Origin of the sequence: Wolbachia endosymbiont (group A) of Aleiodes leptofemur, from assembly GCF_964028465.1 — a bacterium.
GTDB classification, from domain to species: domain Bacteria; phylum Pseudomonadota; class Alphaproteobacteria; order Rickettsiales; family Anaplasmataceae; genus Wolbachia; species Wolbachia pipientis.
In genome coordinates, this window is sequence record NZ_OZ034782.1 from 774,664 (window position 1) to 794,292 (window position 19,629).

21 protein-coding genes and 2 pseudogenes are annotated in these 19,629 nt (G+C 35.1%); 7 read left to right on the forward strand and 16 right to left on the reverse strand.

Features of this window, described 5'->3' with window-relative positions; all coding sequences use genetic code 11:
- Nucleotides 1–25: 25 nt before the first annotated feature.
- The 3 genes from ABWU67_RS04165 to ABWU67_RS04175 are packed head-to-tail and all read left to right on the forward strand — an operon-like array spanning nt 26 to nt 2,032.
- A complete protein-coding gene (locus ABWU67_RS04165) occupies nt 26–760 on the forward strand; it encodes a substrate-binding periplasmic protein (RefSeq protein WP_341821632.1) in 735 nt (244 codons plus the stop codon).
- Nucleotides 760–1,407 carry an amino acid ABC transporter permease gene (locus tag ABWU67_RS04170; protein WP_007548901.1) on the forward strand — a complete coding sequence of 216 codons (648 nt, stop codon included), beginning with the start codon at nt 760–762 and terminating at the stop codon, nt 1,405–1,407. The genes ABWU67_RS04165 and ABWU67_RS04170 overlap by 1 nt, the downstream gene beginning before the upstream one ends.
- Nucleotides 1,391–2,032: an amino acid ABC transporter ATP-binding protein gene (locus ABWU67_RS04175; RefSeq protein WP_010962606.1), complete on the forward strand. Its 642-nt coding sequence runs from the start codon at nt 1,391–1,393 to the stop codon at nt 2,030–2,032. The genes ABWU67_RS04170 and ABWU67_RS04175 overlap by 17 nt, the downstream gene beginning before the upstream one ends.
- A gap of 390 nt (nt 2,033–2,422) precedes the next feature.
- Here the strand turns inward: ABWU67_RS04175 and ABWU67_RS04180 are convergent, their stop codons facing one another.
- The gene (locus ABWU67_RS04180; RefSeq protein WP_353281750.1) at nt 2,423–3,622 is read right to left on the reverse strand and encodes a phage major capsid protein; all 1,200 of its coding nucleotides are present in this window, start codon (nt 3,620–3,622) and stop codon (nt 2,423–2,425) included.
- 48 nt (nt 3,623–3,670) lie between these two features.
- Between ABWU67_RS04180 and ABWU67_RS04185 the strand changes: the two genes are divergently transcribed.
- A complete protein-coding gene (locus ABWU67_RS04185; protein WP_353281752.1) occupies nt 3,671–3,964 on the forward strand; it encodes a hypothetical protein in 294 nt (97 codons plus the stop codon).
- A 192-nt stretch (nt 3,965–4,156) separates the two neighbouring features.
- Here the strand turns inward: ABWU67_RS04185 and ABWU67_RS04190 are convergent, their stop codons facing one another.
- From ABWU67_RS04190 to ABWU67_RS04200, 3 genes are read right to left on the reverse strand one after another with little or no spacing between them, the layout of a single operon-like run.
- A complete protein-coding gene (locus tag ABWU67_RS04190) occupies nt 4,157–4,954 on the reverse strand; it encodes a hypothetical protein (protein ID WP_155968486.1) in 798 nt (265 codons plus the stop codon).
- Nucleotides 4,955–5,003: 49 nt separating this feature from the next.
- Entirely contained in the window at nt 5,004–5,678 is a 675-nt protein-coding gene (pyrF, locus tag ABWU67_RS04195; RefSeq protein WP_264339403.1) for an orotidine-5'-phosphate decarboxylase, read from the reverse strand.
- 30 nt (nt 5,679–5,708) lie between these two features.
- Nucleotides 5,709–6,563: a hypothetical protein gene (locus ABWU67_RS04200; RefSeq protein WP_353281754.1), complete on the reverse strand. Its 855-nt coding sequence runs from the start codon at nt 6,561–6,563 to the stop codon at nt 5,709–5,711.
- 50 nt (nt 6,564–6,613) lie between these two features.
- On the opposite strand from ABWU67_RS04200, the pseudogene ABWU67_RS04205 reads away from it, so the two are divergent.
- Nucleotides 6,614–7,472 (forward strand): annotated as a pseudogene (locus tag ABWU67_RS04205) (IS630 family transposase).
- 132 nt (nt 7,473–7,604) lie between these two features.
- On the opposite strand, the gene folD reads toward ABWU67_RS04205, so the two are convergent.
- From folD to ABWU67_RS04230, 5 genes are all read right to left on the reverse strand, one after another.
- The gene (folD, locus tag ABWU67_RS04210) at nt 7,605–8,483 is read right to left on the reverse strand and encodes a bifunctional methylenetetrahydrofolate dehydrogenase/methenyltetrahydrofolate cyclohydrolase FolD (protein WP_209472766.1); all 879 of its coding nucleotides are present in this window, start codon (nt 8,481–8,483) and stop codon (nt 7,605–7,607) included.
- On the reverse strand, nt 8,467–9,042 hold the full coding sequence (locus ABWU67_RS04215) for a UbiX family flavin prenyltransferase (RefSeq protein WP_010082294.1): 576 nt from the start codon (nt 9,040–9,042) through the stop codon (nt 8,467–8,469). The genes folD and ABWU67_RS04215 overlap by 17 nt, the downstream gene beginning before the upstream one ends.
- On the reverse strand, nt 9,035–9,301 hold the full coding sequence (locus tag ABWU67_RS04220; protein WP_010082293.1) for a DUF2312 domain-containing protein: 267 nt from the start codon (nt 9,299–9,301) through the stop codon (nt 9,035–9,037). The genes ABWU67_RS04215 and ABWU67_RS04220 overlap by 8 nt, the downstream gene beginning before the upstream one ends.
- A 13-nt stretch (nt 9,302–9,314) precedes the next feature.
- Nucleotides 9,315–10,598 carry an HlyC/CorC family transporter gene (locus tag ABWU67_RS04225; RefSeq protein ID WP_353281756.1) on the reverse strand — a complete coding sequence of 428 codons (1,284 nt, stop codon included), beginning with the start codon at nt 10,596–10,598 and terminating at the stop codon, nt 9,315–9,317.
- A gap of 88 nt (nt 10,599–10,686) precedes the next feature.
- The gene (locus ABWU67_RS04230; protein ID WP_006280246.1) at nt 10,687–11,865 is read right to left on the reverse strand and encodes an aspartate aminotransferase family protein; all 1,179 of its coding nucleotides are present in this window, start codon (nt 11,863–11,865) and stop codon (nt 10,687–10,689) included.
- A gap of 275 nt (nt 11,866–12,140) precedes the next feature.
- Here ABWU67_RS04230 and ABWU67_RS04235 point away from each other — a divergent pair, with 275 nt between their 5' ends.
- Nucleotides 12,141–13,313, forward strand: coding sequence for an NADH-quinone oxidoreductase subunit D (locus ABWU67_RS04235; protein WP_010962676.1), 1,173 nt, complete (start codon nt 12,141–12,143; stop codon nt 13,311–13,313).
- 760 nt (nt 13,314–14,073) lie between these two features.
- On the opposite strand, the pseudogene ABWU67_RS04240 reads toward ABWU67_RS04235, so the two are convergent.
- From ABWU67_RS04240 to ABWU67_RS04270, 7 genes and pseudogenes are all read right to left on the reverse strand, one after another.
- Nucleotides 14,074–14,268: pseudogene (locus ABWU67_RS04240) on the reverse strand (IS256 family transposase); the annotation flags it as partial.
- Between the two features lie 84 nt (nt 14,269–14,352).
- Nucleotides 14,353–15,684 carry a DNA recombination protein RmuC gene (gene rmuC, locus ABWU67_RS04245; protein WP_038199773.1) on the reverse strand — a complete coding sequence of 444 codons (1,332 nt, stop codon included), beginning with the start codon at nt 15,682–15,684 and terminating at the stop codon, nt 14,353–14,355.
- A gap of 256 nt (nt 15,685–15,940) precedes the next feature.
- Entirely contained in the window at nt 15,941–16,111 is a 171-nt protein-coding gene (locus ABWU67_RS04250) for a DDE-type integrase/transposase/recombinase (RefSeq protein WP_080717647.1), read from the reverse strand.
- 275 nt (nt 16,112–16,386) lie between these two features.
- Entirely contained in the window at nt 16,387–16,512 is a 126-nt protein-coding gene (locus tag ABWU67_RS04255) for a hypothetical protein (protein WP_264374313.1), read from the reverse strand.
- 59 nt (nt 16,513–16,571) lie between these two features.
- On the reverse strand, nt 16,572–16,706 hold the full coding sequence (locus ABWU67_RS04260) for a hypothetical protein (RefSeq protein ID WP_007548509.1): 135 nt from the start codon (nt 16,704–16,706) through the stop codon (nt 16,572–16,574).
- Nucleotides 16,703–16,837 carry an IS3 family transposase gene (locus ABWU67_RS04265; protein ID WP_007548354.1) on the reverse strand — a complete coding sequence of 45 codons (135 nt, stop codon included), beginning with the start codon at nt 16,835–16,837 and terminating at the stop codon, nt 16,703–16,705. Before ABWU67_RS04265 ends, ABWU67_RS04260 begins: the two co-directional genes overlap by 4 nt.
- Before the next feature lie 209 nt (nt 16,838–17,046).
- Complete coding sequence (locus tag ABWU67_RS04270; protein WP_006279391.1) at nt 17,047–17,976, reverse strand: AEC family transporter; 930 nt, start codon at nt 17,974–17,976, stop codon at nt 17,047–17,049.
- 463 nt (nt 17,977–18,439) lie between these two features.
- Here ABWU67_RS04270 and ABWU67_RS04275 point away from each other — a divergent pair, with 463 nt between their 5' ends.
- Nucleotides 18,440–19,603, forward strand: coding sequence for a multidrug effflux MFS transporter (locus tag ABWU67_RS04275; protein ID WP_353281758.1), 1,164 nt, complete (start codon nt 18,440–18,442; stop codon nt 19,601–19,603).
- The last annotated feature ends 26 nt before the right edge of the window (nt 19,604–19,629 follow it).

A 19,629-nucleotide genomic window follows, 5' to 3' on the forward strand; every position in this document is an offset into this window, starting at 1 on the left:
TAAAATATGAATATAAATTAGTAATATGAAAAAATACATTTTAAATGCTATTATAGCGATAAGTATTCTATTAACAGGATGCAAGGAAGATAAATACGATAATATCATTAAATTTGCAATTTCTGCAGATTATCCACCTTTTGAATATCGTGAAAATGGTAAATTTACTGGCTTTGACATTGAGCTTGCTCAATTAGTAGCAAAAGAGTTAGGTAAAGAAGCAATATTTAAAGATATGCAGTTTAGTACTATATTTGCAGCATTGCAAAGTAATTCTGTAGATGCTGCTATATCTACTATTGGTAGCACAGAAGAGCGTGAAAAAAATTTTGATTTTTCAAATAGTTATTATACAGGGGAATTTGTTATTCTATATCACAAAAATAAACCCATAGCCGGTATAAACAATTTAACTCACAAGAAGATAGCCGTTCAACTAGGAACTGTCATGGAAATTTGGCTAAAAGAGCATGTTCCTACAACAGCTCAAATTATTGCTATAGACAATAATAATCAAGCTGTAGAAACATTAAAGTCTGGTCATGTTGATGGCGTCCTAATCGATGGGTTCCAAGGTAAAGTATTTAGCAAAAAAAATCCTGGTCTATCATGGTCAGCCATCGCTAAGTCAGATAATGGTTATTCTATTGCTGTGAATAAAGGATCTGATTTAAAGGATAAAATAAACGAGGCATTAAAAAGTTTAGAAAGTAAAGGTGTAATACAAAAAATAGCAGAAAAATGGCTAGGAGATAACTGATGCAGGAATTAATTTCTAATTTCTTGTTTGTTGGAACAGGCCTTGCCTTTACTTTAAAATTATTGATTGGAGGACTGCTTTTAGGTATGAGTCTAGGAGGGTTATTTTCAGTACTCAGATATAATAAGATCTGTATTCCATTAATTAATGGAATTATATCTGTAATACGTGGCACCCCCCTTATATTACAGTTAAGTGTTGTTTATTTTATGACTCCAACCATTGCAGGAATTAAATTAAACATATTTAGTGCTGGCATTATAGCATTTGGTCTAAATAGCTGTGCTTATATTGCTGAGATTTTACGAGCTGGTATTGAAACTATATCAAAAAACCAGTTTGAAGCAGCTAAAACTTTACAAATACCTAGTTTCTATATGTGGAGAGATATTATATTACCACAAGTTATTAAAAATATTCTTCCTGCAATGATAAATGAGATCATTGCACTCCTTAAAGAAACGGCATTAATCTCTACTATTGGTGGTGTTGATATTATGCGCTCTGCACAAATGCTTGCAGCAGAACAATTTACTTATTTTATACCACTTTGTCTTGCTGGGGCTTATTATTACGCTCTTGTATTACTAATTGAATATATAGGCAAAAAGATTGAACAGAAAGGTATATATGATAAAAATGCATAATGTTTGTAAATTATTTAATAATGTTCCAGTACTTAATAATATTAACCTGATTATAGAACAATCTATAGTTGGTCTTGCTGGTCCTTCTGGTAGTGGTAAATCAACATTGTTACGTTGTATACAAAAACTCGAAGTTTTAGATTCTGGTAGCATTGAATGCAATGATAGTACTGGTTTTGTATTTCAGGATTTTCAACTTTTCTCACATATGACTGTCTGGGAAAATCTTACATATGCTCCCAAACTTAAAAACAAAACTCAGGATCAAAGTGATTCACTACTTGAGTCTTTGGGTATTGCCTCTAAAAAAAATGATTACCCTAGTAATCTATCCGGTGGGCAAAAACAGCGGGTTGCGCTTGCCAGAAGCTTAATGATGAATCCAAGGATTCTATTATGCGATGAGCCAACGTCTGGTTTAGACGTAGCAACAATAGTCGACGTTGTGGAACTCTTACAATCAGTTAGAGATATGGGTATTACTATGATTATCGCTTCTCACAATTTGGATTTTTTAACAAAAATATCAGATCGGATTATTCTGTTAAAAAACGGAAAAATAATTGTAGATATCAATCCTAAAGAAATTGATGAACCAACAAACTATTTAAAAAATAATTATTAAAAGAGAATCACTCATATCATACTGAGAGCTATAACAGATTTTAGCATCGAAAATTACATAATATACATTATGGAAAACAAAATTACATAATGTAAGAAGCAATGCTAAAAATAAAATCACATAATATAGCAAACTATAGCTAACCCAAGAAAGGTTTTCCTACGTCATACCGCCGCGATATCTCAGCATAGATTCCGCTAACAAGTAGCGGAATGACGAATTTTTGTTTTTCAAACTGTCGGTAAATCTAAGTCAGTTTAGCTATATGTGTCAAGCACTGGGATGACACCCTCCTGATGGGCCAAAATCACAATGTTCGTACAGTTATGGAATGAATCGCGGTATGACGTGTTGCTTTGATCAGCTATAAAGATGATGCTGCGGAAGTTTTTAGTACTTGCTCGCAACTTTCAACAATTTAATAGCACTGGTGTTTACAACCTCTCCGCCGACACGCTTAGTGACAAAAAACCTCACATAAGGTTTATTCGTATAAGGGTCTCTTAATATTCTCATTCCTCTGTTATCTACAATCTTATAAGCTTGTTTGAAATCTGCCATCGCAATTACTGGTAGCTGATTGTTTGGCGCTGGTGGCATATCGGCAGATTGATATACTGGTATTCCCATTAAAGTATCTGGAGCTTCAAGCGACAGACTTGGCTGCCAGAGATACTGACCTGTTTGAGATTTTAGCAGCCTGATATCCTTCAACGTACTCCTGTTCATCAAAAATGATGCATTTTTGGAATAATATTCGTCCAGAGAGTAATACAACATCATTATTGAATCACTATCTAATTTTTCAGTTTTAACTTGCTCTATTTTATTATAACTGTTTCCATTTTCATAAGCTAAAATTCCTTTTGGTTGAAAAGTGCCCTCACCCTTAATGAAGGCTTCGCTTTCTTCCTTACTAAAAGTCTCGGCAATCTTTTCCACCAGCCAACTCTCAACATCGACAAACGCATCATCGAGTAACTTTTGTGATATTTGTGGTTGAGCATATAACTCGTAAGTTGTGACGGAAATCTTTTGGATTTTGGGCGTGTCCGTATCTTTTGCAAAATCATACTTAGACTTATTGCCACCGTCCTCATCATCTACTGTTTCACTGCTCCAACCTTCACCGGCGCGGTCAAAATCTTCTATAATGTAATCCAATGTTTCAGTAGAGATTCTTTGACTGGAGCATATTTGTCGCATTGGGGACGAATCAGTTACGCGCTTGTTTATGCGTTTTACAATATGCGGAGTAACTAGATACCCCCCGATATCACTGTCATCTCCACTGAGGGTTTTGTGTGATAAACCGCTTTCCATTCCCTTGCGGATATAATCAGAAAAATATTTATCGCTTGTGCTAAAATCTGTATTTACTTCTGGGCGTTGAGCTGCAGTTTCGATCAAGTCTAAACGCTCTTTGCAACTATCAATGGCATTATTTACCTTGCATAGCTGCTCAATTGTTGCAGAATCAGCACGCCCTTTGCTTTCAATTTCTTTTAGTTTGCGATCATTTATTAATTTAAATTGCTCCCATGATGAAGCGAGTTCATTGATACGGTGAGCGATATCGGTAAGTGACATAATAGCCTCCTTTGAAAATGAAATAAAAATGGAAATAAGGTAATAGGAATGGCATCCATAGATGTTTCCCACGGTTGTACGAATATTGCAATATGGTACATAGTAAACGATGTCATTCCAGTGCTTGACACTGGGATCCAGCTTCTATGCAACTTAATTAAAAACGTTTGTTTTAGCGTAAGACAACTACCTTTAGCTCATCAGCTCAGTTATAAGCAAAATTTCTGGATTCCACTGTCAAGCACTGGAATGACATCATCTGTTGTGCAATTTACCTTTAAAAATGAATATCCGTACAGTTATGTGCTTGGCACTGAAATGGCATCATTTTTTATCTGTTGAAAATGTAAACCGAAAAATAGCGTGGCACTTTGTGCCACGCTTAGTACTGTAAGCTTAATCCAGTAATTAAATTAAGCGAGATAAAATAAAAGATAATGACACTATATAATGTTCGTTCTTTTATGTCAAGCACTTTTTTGAATTTTTTTGGTGATAATTTTTATCCAGTTATTTTATTATTGTAGTATAATTTCAATGCCAGATACTATCATTATGATCACTATCTAAATTTAAATCGTAATTATCATCAAATTTATATATCCCCTCCATCTCTTCTCTATGCAATTCATGTGAATCACCTAAAGCTTTTTGATTAGAAACGTCAACACAATACTGTAACAGTGCTCTTAATGCTCCAGCACTATCTTGATCTAAATTAAAATTGCTAAAATCAAATTTCTGCATATTCTCCACATGTCCTTCTCTACATAACCTACATATCTTAGCAAAAGCCCTTTCACTTTCTCGACTCCAAGCATTAAGAAAGTAAGGATCTACTACTTTGCTAAATTGTTTCTCTATCTCTTCAAGAGAGCTCTCTGGATTAAGTTCTAATATTACTTTGAAAATCCCACTGCCATGGAATCTATAAAATTTACTAGATAAGCTATCTTTTACAAAATTAACTGCATCATCTATTGTAACACCAGAGCGAGATTCAAATATCATCTCAAATGCTCCATAACAACTATCAATACCAAAATTAATTATTTTTTCCATAAAATCAATTACCTCTTCTAAGGAAATTTGTGGCTTATTCCTCAAGATAACTTCTAAACTCTTGACAAAATTATGCCCATGCTGACCCATAGCATGGGTTTTCCCATTTATTGTATAATGATATAGCTTCTTATTTTCTATTATATGCTTATTGCACTGGTAGATATGTAGCTTATTCAATTTGCCAGAATATTCCTCTATTTCCTTATCTGGTAATTTTGAGCGGAATTCCTTGATTACTTCGCGTATTATTCTATTGATATTACTCATGCTTATTCCTAATTAATATGTTAGTATTTTTATAAATTAAGTTATTATATTAAAATTCTTTCATGGATTTCAATATTAGCTCCGCACTACTTGTAGTTTTTGTAATGGGTCTGCCAATGACGATATAATCAGCTCCTGAATTTATTGCTTCTTTTGGTGTTGCTGTTCTTTTTTGGTCGTCATGACCTGGATCTATACGAATTCCTGGAGTAATAATTTTAAAGTCTTCACCGCACTCTCGGCGCACTTCTTGAGCTTCTAGTGCAGAACAGACTACTCCATGGAGTCCAATCTTTTTTGCAAGCTTTGCAAGCAAAATTACCTGTGATTTTGCCTCTCTTGCTACTCCAAGCTCGTTTAAATCCTCATTGCTCATACTAGTTAGCACTGTCACTCCAATCAGCTTTATTTTTGTGCCTTGCACTACACTTAGCGCTTCTTCAAGCATTTTTGTTCCACCGCTGATGTGCAGAGTTAACATTTCAACGTTCAGAACTTTTATTACTTCAACTGTTTTAGCTACAGTGTTTGGAATGTCATGCAATTTCAGATCTAAAAAAATTGGTACATTGCATTTTGCAACTTCTTGCACTCCAGAAAGACCTTGAGCAGCAAAAAATTCTAATCCCAGCTTTACCATGCCAACTTTACCACGCAGAGCATTAGCTAGAGAAATAGCCTTATTTAAGTCTTGTGTATCCAGTGCGCATATTATTGGGTTCATTATCTTGCATGATTTATCTTATAATAAGACTCATTGTTGTGTTTTGCAAATACTTTCACTCTGATTACGTTCATAAGATTCTGTCAATAGTGAATTTGGCAATTTGATCGGAGTGGATGAGCGACTTGCATATCCAAGATCCTCCAGTAAACAATCAAACGTTTCCTCTGATGGTGATTCACATCTAGAATCTTCACCTAGCGTGAGTTGCATAATTTCCTTCAATATAAACTTTATTTTTTGAGTCTCCTGTAATATTATTTTTCTACTACGATCTCCGATCGCTTCATTATTGTTTACCAATTTTTCTACCTTGTCTACCACAGATTCTAACATTTCCGGTAAATAACCCTTTTTCTCTTCTGCATTTCTCAACAAATCTTCTTCAAGTTGTTCTATTTGACTGTCTCGCTCTAAAAGTAAATTTTTTAAACCTTTTACCTCATTGTTACAATCTTTTCTTATTCCGTCTAACTCAAAAGACTGATTTTCAATTAAACCATTTGCTTCATCTAACTCGTCAAATTTCTTTTCCAATTTTTTAGATAAATTTTCCTTTTCTTTATTGATTTTTCTGATTTCACATTTTAGGTCATCTAATTTTGTATGCAACTTTTTTTCTTCCTCATATAATATATCTCTTTCTTTATAAAGTGTGTCTTCTTTCTTACGTAATATATCTCTTTCTTTATAAAATTTGTCTTCTTTCTCGTATAACTCCCTTATTTCTTTACGTAATTTTTCTACTTCCTCATTCAATTTTTTATTTTCTAATTCTTTGCATTGATTATTGTCTATTTTCCCTTTCAATTCTGTTATACGTTCTTCTTTTTCTTGTAACTGTTCACGTAAACACGAGATTTTAAGATGTATAGCTCTTTCCACAGAAGTCCGGATATGATAAGATTAAGGATAGATGGCGATAAGGAGGTTGGATGCCGGCAGCATATAGTTATGATTTAAGAAAAAAAGCAATGGAAGCACTAGACGAAGGGGAAAGCAGAGAAGCAGTGGCAGCAAGATTTAAAATTGGACGAACTACTTTGTGGGAGTGGCAGCAAAGAAAAAAAGAAACAGGCGACTTTCAGTCAAAAAACTCGGTAATGGAGGTTACAATCAGAAAATTATCGACTGGAATAAGTTTATCGAATTTGCTAAAAAACACGGTAGAAAAACTCTGTCGGAAATGGCTAAACTTTGGGGCAACGTTAGTATCGAAACGATCCACCGAGCTCTCAGAAAAATTGGATTTACGCGCAAAAAAAGACATATGGATACAAGGAAAGGAACGAAGAAAAACGTGCTGAATTCTTAAAAATTATAGCAACAAAAGAACCAGAAAACTTAGTGTATATAGATGAGTCTGGGATTGATAACACGGAGGACTATCCATATGGGTATTGCCAGAAAGGACAGCGATTTTATGCCCTAAAATCTGGAAAAAAAACTCAACGAATCAGCATGGTTGCAGCCTTAAGTAGAAGAAAGATAGTTGCTCCATTAACATTTGAAGGCCACTGTAATATGGATATTTTTAATGGATGGTTTGAGCAATTTTTGGCACCGATCTTAGAACCTGGACAAACTGTCATTCTTGATAATGCTACTTTTCATAAGTCTGATAAGCTTATCAAGCTCGCTAAAGGAGTCGGTGCAGAAATTTTGTATCTGCCGCCTTATTCTCCAGATTTTAACAAAATTGAGCATCATTGGTTTGCTATAAAAAACAGAGCCAGGAAAAACATTCCTCTATTCGAATCCTTTCGTCGTGCTGTTGATTCTGCCTTCCTATGACCTATTCGGACTATTATGAGAAATGCTATAAATATTTAATAAATTTGACTACTGAGGAATTTCAAAAATCTCAATTTTTTATTAATTGTGATATGGTAGATTCTATCTTCATATAGCTTTCCTCTTCATACCTCAACTAATGAAATCAGAAGCATCAACTCCCTTTTGCAAGCAAGCAGCAATAACAGTGTTCATCATTAGAAATGCAATGGTCATTGGGCCAACGCCCCCGGGTACTGGGGTCATAGCTTTGGCTTTCCCTTTTATTCCTTCAAAGTCAACATCACCTACAAGCTTTCCTACGTTAACGCTATTTATGCCAACATCGATCACTATTGCACCTTTCTTTATCCAGTCTGCTTGAACAAAATTTGGCTTTCCGACTGCTGCAACTACTATATCCGCTTTAGAGCAATATTCAGCTAAATCCTTGCTTTGTGAATGCAAGATGGTGACAGTGCAGTTTTCTTGCAATAGCAGGTAAAACATTGGCTTGCCCACGATATTTGACCTACCAATTACCACTGCGTTTTTACCGGAAAGGTTCTCTTCAATTGACTTAATTAAATGCAAAGAACCTTTAGGAGTGCAAGGTATAAGGCAGTTTTTTTCACCTTTAACTAATTTGCCAACGTTTTCATCATGAAAGCCATCTACATCTTTTTCAACACTTACTGTGTTAATTACTCTGCTTGCACTAATATGATTTGGTAAAGGCAATTGCACTAAAATGCCATGCACAGATGGATCTTCATTTAATTCATTGATTTTTTCAATTAATTCATCTTCTAAAATATTATTAGGCAAAACAATGGTCTCAGAACTTATGCCTATTGATTCTGCTTTTTTCTGTTTGTTGCGAACATAAACCTGACTTGCTGGATTGCTACCCATGAGAATTACTTTCAGGCAAGGAAAAATGTTATACTCTCTCTTTAAAATATCAATTTTTTGTGATAGCCTCTCACATAGGTCGTTTGCTATTTTTTTACCATCAATAATAATTGTCACTTCCTTGCCACTCCTTAAAGTCGGGTAATTTGATATCAAATAAATCCAATACTTTGCCAACAGAATGATTAATAATATCATCCAACGATTTCGGTTTAATATAAAAAGCAGGCACTGGTGGAGCAATAATTGCTCCCATCTCCGTTAATTTTAACATATTTTGTAAATGCCCAAGATGCAGTGGTGACTCTCGCACCATAAGAACTAACTTTCTTCTTTCTTTTAGCGTTACATCTGCAGCCCTTGTCAATAGATTGGAAGTAACACCTGATGCGATTTCAGACATTGTCTTCATAGAGCATGGTGCTACAATCATCCCTGAGGTTTTAAATGAGCCGCTTGCTATTTTTTCTCCAATCTTTTCTTCAGAATAGTAAAAATCTGCAAGTGATGTAATATCTTCAAGTTTTTCTTTAATCTCGTGAGCTAAAGTTACTTTCCCAGCACGACTTATCACTAAATGAGTTTCATAATCGACGTCTTTCAACGCTTCTAAAATACGCACACCGTAAATAGAACCAGATGCTCCACTTATTCCAATTACAATTCTGCTATTCACTTAACTCTTCTTCGTAGCTCATTCCCAATGCACGTTTATAGGTATCAAGCAATATTTCTTGTTCCTCTCTGTCATCATCATCCATCTTCCTCAGCCTAATAATTTGTTTCATCACTTTTATATCCCAACCTTCATCTGCGGCTTTTGCATATACATCACGAATGTGATCTTGCACATCCCTCTTTTCTTGTTCAAGTTTTTCGATTCTCTCTATGTAACCCTTCAACTCTTCAGCCGTTATTTTTACTGTATCTTCCATGAAACTCCACTAATTAATTGCTGCCACTAATATTACCAATTTTTACTTGTACTTCAACAACAGTAATAATATTTTTATCTTTTTTTAAAATCTTAAAGCGAAAACCATACATGGAAAACTCCTCGCCTTCGTCAGGAATGCGCTCTATTTCATTCACAATCATACCTGCTAGAGTTGTAGCTTCTTCATCAGGGAGATTCCAGTATAACTGCCTGTTAATGTCCCTAATAGTAGATTTTCCTTCTATGTGATACATATTATCAGATATTTTCTTTATAAAATTCTCCGTAATCAAATCATTTTCATCCGAAATTTCTCCAACTATTTCTTCCAGTATATCCTCAAGAGTTACAATTCCCTGCAGTGCTCCATACTCATCAATAACAAATGCAAGGTGTTTCCTGTTCTTACGGAAGTTGTGAAGTTGCACGCTGAGCGGTGTACTTTCTGGTATGAACCAAGGCCTTGACATAACTTGGGTAATGTCAACTTCTTCCGCTTTATTATTCTTTTCACGCAAAGCATTTATTAGAGCTTTCACGTGAATTACACCTACAATGTTATCTGGTTCCTTCTGCCATAAAGGTACTCTACTGTGACTGCTGGTTAAAATCTCTCTTATTAACTCTTCTTTATTCCGATCTATATCAAGAGAAAATAGGTTTCTTCTATGGGTCATAATTTGTGATATCTCTGTCTCAGCCAAATCAAGTATGCTGCTTAGCATATCTAAATCCTGTTGCAACATAGTTCCTTCACTGCGGTGAAGAGTAATCATATTACGCATTGCATCCGCTGCAGATATCACTTCCTTATCTTTATGCAGCCCACATAATTTTAGGATGAGGTTAACAATAAATTGAATACCTAGTGTCAATGGAGAAAAAATCTTTACAAAAAACAATACAAAATAAGCAGAAAATGATGCAAATTTTTCAGGATTTTGAATAGCATAAGTTTTTGGTAGAACTTCGCAGAACAATAAAATACAAAATGTCATTATAATTGTTGATAGGAGAATGCCCTCATTTCCAAAAAGATTGATAAATATTGCTGTAAATAAAGCAGAGCAAGTAATATTAATAATTGTATTGCCGAGCAATACCGTTCCTATTGTCAATTCTTTCCTATTTAATAAGCGATCTATTACCCTGGCTTTTTTGTTACCGTCTAGCTTTAGCTTATTAACTCGAGAACGGCTAATTGAGGTTAAGCCTATTTCTGCTCCTGAGAACAAAAACGATAAAACTAACAAAACAAAAATTGCTGATGATACTAAGACCAATAACCAATCCATTAAAGTACGATGTTATTGTGATAAAAAATAAAATTAATTTTACATGTTATGAGAGGCATTTGCAAGCCTGAATTTATATTGCCGAATTTTATATACCTTTAATCTTAAAAAACAAATCATAAAGCATATTACACGCTGCGTTCACATGCTCATCCTCAATGATAAGTGGTGGGGTTACCCTTACTACTTTGTTGTTTAAAACCCTAGTTATTATTAAACCTTTATCAAGAGATCGACTAATAATTTTATCAGCTACAAGAGTTGCTAGTTCTATTCCCATTAGTAACCCTTCTCCACGAACTTCTAAAATCATCTCAGGAAATTCTTTAGCTAAAAGCAACAGCTTTTCTTTTAAATATTTACTAATTCTTTTAACATGATCAAAAAAGCCTTCTTTTAGCATTATATCGAGCACTGCATTACCAACAGTCATGGCAAGTGGATTGCCACCATAGGTTGATCCATGAGTTCCTGGAGTAATTGCTTCTGCTATATAATCTTTCACTAAACATGCAGCTACAGGAAAACCGTTACCCATAGCCTTCGCACAGGTTAGCATATCAGGTTCAATGCCGACATTTTGATAATGAAATAAAGAACCGATGCGTCCATATCCGCACTGCACTTCATCAAAGCACAAAATTATTCCTTGAGCTTTTGTTATTTCCCTTACTTTTTGAAGATATTCTACGTCTAGTGGATATACTCCACCTTCGCTTTGTATGGGCTCTAAAAATACAGCAGCTATTTCATTGTTGATTTTTTCTTCTAATGCTTTAATGTCATTTCTTGGCACTTTATCAAAACCAGAAAGGAGCGGAGCAAAACCTTCGCGTGATTTTTCATTGCCTCCAGCAGAAATTGCAGCAATACTGCGGCCATGAAAGCCTCCTTCAATTGTAATAATACGATTACGTTTTGCTTGCCCTTTTGAATAAAAGTAACGACGAATAAACTTAATTGCAGCTTCTGTTGCTTCAAGCCCACTTGAGCAGAAAAAAACTTTATCTGCAAAAGTAAGGGTTGTTAAACGCTCGGCAAGCCTTTCTTGCTCGGGAATAGTGAAAATGTTAGAGCAGTGCCATAATGAGCTCGATTGCTCTTTCAGCTTATCTGTAATGTATGGATGACAATGCCCTAAAGAAGTTGTAGAAATACCTGCAGCAAAATCTAAATATTTTTTACCATCTTTATCAAAAAGATATGCCCCTTCTCCCCTGACTATAGGAGTGTCAAGTCTATTATACGCATTAACAACATGATCCATTTTATAAGTATTGTGGTATTATCTATACTATACCTGAAATGAATCCATTAACACAAAGCTTTTCCTTTAACCTCTTATGCTACTTCAACTAAAAATTTGGCTAATGCAAACCTTTTTTGTCATTCTATAGCTAAAGTGACTTGGTTTTACCAACACTTATTAGCCATTGTAAAAGTTTTTGTTTCTATTGAATGATAGTTGTAGCCTATGCAAGAAGTTTATTGACTTTGAGCGCACTTTAGCCTATACAATTTTAATATCTTAAACTACTGGACATGCCCGATCTAAAGACAATGATGTTAAATTTTGGACCTCAGCACCCAGCTGCACATGGAGTGTTGCGTCTTGTTTTAGAGATGGATGGTGAAGTGATCGAGAGGGCAGATCCCCATATTGGGCTTTTGCACCGCGGTACTGAAAAATTAATAGAACATAAAACGTATCTTCAAGCTTTGCCTTATTTTGATCGCCTTGATTACGTATCACCAATGTCACAAGAGCATGCATATTCACTTTGTGTGGAGAAATTGTTGCAATGTGAAGTGCCAATTAGGGCAAAGTATTTACGTGTCTTGTTTTGTGAACTGACGAGAATACTAAATCATTTACTGAACGTTTCTTCTCAAGCACTTGATGTTGGAGCAATGACCCCTCTTTTATGGCTCTTTGAAGAAAGAGAAAAAATACTGGAATTTTACGAAAGAGCTTCAGGTGCAAGGTTTCACGCAGCTTACATCAGGCCAGGTGGAATTGCAGCAGATGTTCCAGAAGATTTGATTGAGGATATTGCAAAGTTTATAGAGCAATTTCCAAAATATATAGACGATGTTGATGAACTTTTAACAGAAAATAGGATATGGAAGCAACGCACTGTAGGAATTAGTGAAATATCAATTAAACAGGCACTTGATTGGGGCTTTAGTGGCCCAATGTTGCGCGCTGCTGGGCTTGCTTGGGATTTGCGAAAAAGCCAGCCATATGAGATATATGATCAACTAGATTTTGATATACCGATCGGCCAAAATGGCGACTGTTATGACCGTTATCTAGTTAGAATGGCAGAGATTAGGCAATCTATCAGTTTGGTGAAGCAGTGCATAGAGAAAATGCCTGAAGGGCAAATAAAAACTGAAGATAGAAAAATTTCTCCACCGTCAAGAGCAGAGATGAAAAAATCTATGGAAGCTCTGATTCACCATTTTAAGCTCTATTCAGAAGGATATCACGTACCAGAAGGTGAGGCTTACGCAGTTGTTGAGGCACCAAAAGGTGAGTTTGGAGTGTATATAGTTTCAGATGGTACCAATAGACCTTATAGGTGCCGAATAAGAGCACCTGGCTTTGCGCATTTACAAGCCTTAGACTTTATGGCAAAAGGACACATGCTTGCTGACGTTGCAGCAATTATTGGCTCACTCGATATAGTTTTTGGTGAGATTGATAGGTAATCATTGGTACCCGTTCAGGCAATGGCGTCATGCAAGTAGCTGACACATAACTGTACGAACATTTGTTTGCAAAGGCAGTATGTTAAGTGTTATAGCCGATTTTGCCTCAAACACAAAGGCAGTGCCTTGACTACTTGGATCCAGAAAAATTGATTGTGTACTATACAACATTTTTGATCAAAAGCGTAACCGTTCACTGTTAGACTGCATTCTGTGATTTTTAGCAAAACATGATCTTTCATTTGAGCTTCCTTCAATTTAAAATAAATACAGAAAATTGCTGCCTATAGCTAAACTGACTTAGATTTACCAACAATCGTCATCCCGCTACTTGTTAGCGGCTAAGAGATACCGCGGCGGCATAGCTATCTTCAAAAATATGGTTGAATAATTGTGTGTATAATTATTAATATTTTTAAACACTTTGGCTATGGCTTTATCTAAGTTTCTCGACCCTAAGCTGGATTTAACCTTCAAAAAAATATGTAGGGTCAAGAACTGGCGCGCCTACTTTAGGGTTTGGTGGCTGATCCATTGTTTTCACAATAGGCCTCAATCCAAATTCCCATGTTAACGTTTCCAGCTCCCGCCTCGTCAAACGCAGCATCCGCACTACGCTTTCCTAGCAGATTCTTTACCAAAGTTTATAACATATTGTGCTGGTGATGCTTTCGGTTTGTAATACCTTATTCTATAGTCTGAATATAGACCCAGCGTTTTGTATATCCATTCGCTACTCCACTTCTTCCAACCAAACCCTCTCTTCACTTTCAGCTAATAAGTGATTTTCTATTTCACCTTCCAAACTTGCCTCCAGCAGCTTTTTTATAAATGGTGTAAATGCTCCATCCCTTCCTGTTAATGGTCTGCCTTCCCTTATTGATGACAGTATATTTGCTTCCAGTTCTTTGTAATCTACCAAACCGGTAGTTCTGTTTACTACTTTCTGACTCATTGTCAAACCTCCATTTTTTTTATATCAATTTATTACTTTTTTTTTGGTTTGACACACTTTTTTGAACATTCCCTGTTAAGATGCCTAATCTACTTTCAGCTCCTCAGTATGTAAACTGCGTGGTAAAGACTCTAATTCCTTTGCAGCACTTAAACTTTTATTTTTTGCATGTATACCAAGCTTATTGAATTCTCGAGCAGCAGGAAACACCCTTGCTTCAAGAGAGCCAGCAGTTTTATTATAATGATCAACAGCACTTTTTAAGCTCCTGCGCAAATTATCAAAGTTTTCACCCATTGTGCAAATGCGCTCATATAAAATATGACCTAGTTCACTGATTTTCTTTGCGTTTTCAGCTATCATCTCTTGCTTCCATCCATACGCTATTGCTCTCAGCAACGCAATTAGAGTGATCGGTGTTGCAATGATCACTTTTTTTTCCACTCCAATCTCTATCAAAGCAGGCTCATATTCCAGTGCTGCGCTAAAAACCCCCTCCCCTGTTAAGAAAAGCACCACAAGTTCTGGCGTATTTTCAAATTGATTCCAATACTCTTTTTTACCCAAATCATTTATGTGTTTTTTTATTGCCAGGGAATGATTCTTTAATTTCTCCTTTTGTATTTGCAAATCATTTTGTGATATAGCATCCATGTAAGAATCAAGCGGCACTTTAGCATCTATTATTATTTGCTTTCCAGATGGCATTTTGATTATTAAATCAGGACGCAATAAATTATCCTCGTTTTTATCAACCACTGACGGCTGAGTAAAAAAATCGCAATATTCAATCATTCCCGCCATTTCTACCACCCTTTTGAGTTGCATTTCACCCCACTTTCCTCTGATGTGAGGCTTTCTCAAGGCATTAGCAAGGCTGGAAGTTTGGTTCATCAGCGCTCCAATTTGCTCCTTTAAACCTTCATAGGCCCCTACCCTCTCTTTTTCCAGCTCGCGTATTTCATTATCAAATTTTTCTAATTTTTCTTTTATTGGAGTTACAACTTCGTTGATCGTTGCTTGTCTTTTTTTGAAATCGCTTTCCGTTTCTTTTAATTTACTATCGATTACTTCCTTTGCTAAGTTCAGAAAATTATTGTTATTTGTCTGCAAAGCATCAAGAGAGAGCGCTTTAAAAGTGTTTGTTAATCTCTCCTCTGCTTTTGTTAGTAATTCTATTTCCTTTTTCTTTTCCTCACGTTCTTTTTGCAGAGTTACTTCAAGTTCTGCTTTTTTGACCCTTAAATCAACTATTTCTTCATTCTTCGTAAGCAAAGTTTGCTTTGTTTCTTGAAGTTCTTGCTCTAATTTACATAAATTACCCTCAAGGTTTGCTTTCTTTTCGCTCAGTTTTTTTACGATAATGTAGAAAAATAGTAATAGAGAGACAACCAGAGCTATAGAATTGAAAAGCATCAGAATAAAAAAGCTGTATTTACAATTCTATATGATTTTTGTGTGTATAAGAAAGAAAAAAGGAGCACCTAAAGAGGTGACCTTACCCAGAAAAAGTAGAGAGAAAGTTAAGACGTTTTTATCATGAGAATAAATTGTGCAGGAATGCAATAGTTAATAGTAGAATGTCTACGTTATTTGTTACAAAAGATTTCTATGTATTCAAATATGGTAGTTCTGGTTTGTTGAGCGAGAAGTATCAATAAGCAGCTCCCTTTTAAGTGAACTTTTCTGCAACAGAGTTATCGTAACAACAGCCCTTATGGCTCATGCTGGAAATGATGTTTTTTGTATTCAATAGAAATTGGTAATTTTGAGAGGTATACTGTGACCCTTGATCGCTATGTAACAGCAGATTTTTATCGGGTTTGCGTTTATCAACGGCCATCAATAAAGAATCTATAACTAATTATCATGTTACTCATTAACCACCATGCGTGAATATAGGTCAATTATTGCCGCCAACAACCTTCTTTAGTTTTTATGTAGGTAATCCCAAACTTTATTTGGCTGATCAGTAGTAAAATTTTGATCCAATGTGTTCGGAGCCACAACTCGGTTGCTTATTTGCTGTTTTTTATTTTTGAACCTTCGTCTAAACTTGGCTTTAATGCCATTTTCTTGCATAACACTTTGTACTGTTTTAATTTTTGCCTAAAGCTTTTAATTCAGCGTGAATTTTAGGGGCTCCATATCTGCATTTAGAAGCTTGATTATTTTTTGAATATCTGCTAGAAGCCCTTCTTTTGCTAATTCTTTACTGCTTTTTTCCTTAGCAACCCATACCACCAGTACAAAACCCTACATAGTTCCTGTGTTTTATAGCAATTTCTATATAAAAGAATACTTTACTCTTTTTCTTTGCCCAGGGCTTTTTTTAAGATGTCTCTTTCTCTTATTAGCTCTTTTTTTAGATCAAATCTTTCTTTGTCATAAGGAGCCTTTGCCTGGAAATGCGTATGCTCCAGACATTTTTCCATCATATTTTCTTACTTAACATACTGCCATCTATACCTAGATCTTTTGCTATTTTTGTACTTGCTTGACCTGTTTCTTTAACCAGCTTAACAGCTTCTAATTTGAATTCTGCTGTATATTCTCTTCTATTTGTCATATTTTGAAAAAACGTTTTATTTTACTCCAAAAACGTCTTAACTTTCTCTCTACTTTTTCTGGGTAAGGTCAATTTACCGCCGCGGCGCTAACTAGTAGCGGGATGACGGGTTACCAAATTGTAGAAGTTGCTTTAGCTATAAATTCAAGTTTTATCAATGTCTTGTGTTGTTACCCAAATAATGGTTGTGCAAGCGCTTAATTTTTTGATCAAAAAGGAACAAGTTTAGTAAAAAATAATGATATTATTAGTGGAACATAAAACAGTCCCACTGCAGTACTGATTAGAAGCAACAGAGTAGCTTTATCTGGTTGATAATTCAAAATATTAGCAAGTATTATACTGGACCCAGAAACTGGAATAATAGCCAGCAACATCAGTGCTTTATATATGCTCTCATCGTATATACCTATAACATGCTTGTCTAAAAGGACAATTCCTAAAACAAACAGTGGCCAGAATACGTACTTTGCTGTAATAGTGATCAAAGCAAGCTTCCAATCTATTTTAAAGCTTGCAATATTCGCAATGCTCACTCCAAGTAGCACCATTCCTAATGTGACAAATGTACTTCTAATATTCATCATAACATCTGTTAAAAAAGTAGGTATTTGTATATCGTATATACTTAAAAAGAAGCCCAGAACCATCGCATAAAGCGAAGGAAGTTTGAACAACTTTAATATGCATTCTTTTGCGGTATAAATACCATTTGCAGCTATGTAAAATCCTAAGCTGTTTTCAAATAGCGCCATTCCTATATAACAAACAACATATACAGATACTGAATCTTCATCAAATAAAGCCATGGCAATCGGCAGGCCAAAATAACCCATACTTGTGCTGCCCGAGCTAAATGCTAATATGTTTCTTGTGTTATCCTTAAATAAAAAAGAAGAAAGATAATACACTGATAAGGACATAGTGCTACCTATAAACCATATCAAAATCGGCAGAGAAATTACTTTTAAGTTAACTTCTGTATGAGAGACTCCATATAAAATCACTATTGGATTAGCTATATAAAAAAGTATTTGAGATATAGTGTTTCTATCAATTTTAAGATATTTTCCTGCTAAGTAACCAATAAATATTGTAATATAAATAGGTAATATTTTGAGAAAAAGAGTAAGGAACATACTAGCCTATTGTAATATTTTTGATTGATAAAGTGACATTAGATCTTAAGGTGTTGTAAAAGTAAACAAAATTTATTTTCCAATTTATCGAGCTCATAGTTAATTAAATTAGTGCCAAAATTTGTTTTTATATAGGACTTAAGAATGACATTTGTATGATAAAATTATGTTAAGTTTCTGTAAAGCTTCTTGCATATTTTTGAATAATGACATATTTACTAAAAATTAAACTGCTTGTAGTAATTTAGACGGACTGTTGAAAAAGTAAGAGGAAATAAGTAAAGTTAGGACAGAGAGTAAGAGCTTTAACATAGTTGTCATATTTTTCTTTAATTAACCCTAGTGTCCAATTTATCCACCATTCCTTCACATGAGGTGTTTCTAACCATTTTAATAACAGTAAAAAATGTTTTCTTTCAACGCTTTAAATGTGATATTTTTATTCATTAATTAAAAATCTCAAATGTTACTACCATTTCTGTTAATCCTGTCTCTCATTGCCAAGTTCATTGAAATTGACATTTCCGTACCTAGTTTTCCTGATATGGTGCACTATTTTAACGTACAGGAAGGCATAATTCAATTAACTATTGCTTATAATTTCCTAGGCTTTTGCATAGGAGGGTTGTTTTTTGGTCCATTGTCTGAATGCTATGGCAGAAGGAGAATTATGATCATAGGTAACACTTTGTTATTAATCGGCGCTGTTGGTTGTGTTTTTGCACCGTCGATTTTTTGGCTTTTAATCTCTCGCTTTGTTCAGGGCATTGGTGTTAGCACATCTGTAGTTGTGTTTGCAATCGTTGCAGACAGCTACAAAGGCGACGAAGCGGTGAAATTTATTGGAATCATGAATTCTGTTCTTACAGTTGTCATGGCAATTGCGCCAGTGTTAGGCAGTTTCATCAATGAAATTGTAGGATGGCGTGGTAATTATGCAACTGTTGCAATACTTTGTTTGATCTCTTGGGTTTTGCTGCTTTTAGCGTTACCAGAAACAAAAAAGAACCGCGATATTTTCAGTTTGAAAAAAACGATGAAAGATTACAGAAAACTACTATCTAATCCGAGGTTTGTTACGTTGTCTTTGATGTCAAGCCTCTTTTCTGCTGCGTATATGTCATTCATTACTTGTGGACCTTTTCTGTATATGAAGACTTTTGGTTTATCTAGCACTATTTATGCACTACATCAAGGTGCAATAGTTGGGTGCTTCTCACTCATCAGTCTATTTGCTGGCAAAATCTTGCAGAAACTTGGAGCAATAAAGTGTGTAATTTCTGGTACGAGCGTGGGTGCTATTGGGTCTCTATTGCTTGTAATATTCAGTATAATTGTACCCCACTCTTTCTACTTAGTAACACTGTCTATGATTATTTTTTCTATCGGTTGTGCAATTTTCCAGCCAGTGATTTTTAATGCATCAATAAATGTTTTCCCTGAAATTAAAGGCACAGCTTCTTCTGCAGTCTCGTTCATTAGAGCTTTTATCATGGCTATTTTTATCGGCTTAACAAGCTACATTTACAATGGTCAAACAATTAGTGTAGCTGTTCTTGTTTTATCCGCGATAGTACTAGAACTTGTTTTTACTGTCTATCTATTGCGTTTAAAAGATCCTATGTAATTAATAAAGATATTCCATTGTAGGCT

Coding starts and splice junctions, on each gene's coding strand:
- ABWU67_RS04165 (WP_341821632.1), top strand. CDS start 26: ATGAAAAAATACATTTTAAATGCTATTATAGCGATAAGTATTCTATTA.
- ABWU67_RS04170 (WP_007548901.1), top strand. CDS start 760: ATGCAGGAATTAATTTCTAATTTCTTGTTTGTTGGAACAGGCCTTGCC.
- ABWU67_RS04175 (WP_010962606.1), top strand. CDS start 1,391: ATGATAAAAATGCATAATGTTTGTAAATTATTTAATAATGTTCCAGTA.
- ABWU67_RS04180 (WP_353281750.1), bottom strand. CDS start 3,622: ATGTCACTTACCGATATCGCTCACCGTATCAATGAACTCGCTTCATCA.
- ABWU67_RS04185 (WP_353281752.1), top strand. CDS start 3,671: ATGGCATCCATAGATGTTTCCCACGGTTGTACGAATATTGCAATATGG.
- ABWU67_RS04190 (WP_155968486.1), bottom strand. CDS start 4,954: ATGAGTAATATCAATAGAATAATACGCGAAGTAATCAAGGAATTCCGC.
- pyrF (WP_264339403.1), bottom strand. CDS start 5,678: ATGAACCCAATAATATGCGCACTGGATACACAAGACTTAAATAAGGCT.
- ABWU67_RS04220 (WP_010082293.1), bottom strand. CDS start 9,301: ATGGAAGATACAGTAAAAATAACGGCTGAAGAGTTGAAGGGTTACATA.
- ABWU67_RS04225 (WP_353281756.1), bottom strand. CDS start 10,598: ATGGATTGGTTATTGGTCTTAGTATCATCAGCAATTTTTGTTTTGTTA.
- ABWU67_RS04230 (WP_006280246.1), bottom strand. CDS start 11,865: ATGGATCATGTTGTTAATGCGTATAATAGACTTGACACTCCTATAGTC.
- ABWU67_RS04235 (WP_010962676.1), top strand. CDS start 12,141: ATGCCCGATCTAAAGACAATGATGTTAAATTTTGGACCTCAGCACCCA.
- rmuC (WP_038199773.1), bottom strand. CDS start 15,684: ATGCTTTTCAATTCTATAGCTCTGGTTGTCTCTCTATTACTATTTTTC.
- ABWU67_RS04250 (WP_080717647.1), bottom strand. CDS start 16,111: ATGGCCGTTGATAAACGCAAACCCGATAAAAATCTGCTGTTACATAGC.
- ABWU67_RS04260 (WP_007548509.1), bottom strand. CDS start 16,706: ATGATGGAAAAATGTCTGGAGCATACGCATTTCCAGGCAAAGGCTCCT.
- ABWU67_RS04265 (WP_007548354.1), bottom strand. CDS start 16,837: ATGACAAATAGAAGAGAATATACAGCAGAATTCAAATTAGAAGCTGTT.
- ABWU67_RS04270 (WP_006279391.1), bottom strand. CDS start 17,976: ATGTTCCTTACTCTTTTTCTCAAAATATTACCTATTTATATTACAATA.
- ABWU67_RS04275 (WP_353281758.1), top strand. CDS start 18,440: ATGTTACTACCATTTCTGTTAATCCTGTCTCTCATTGCCAAGTTCATT.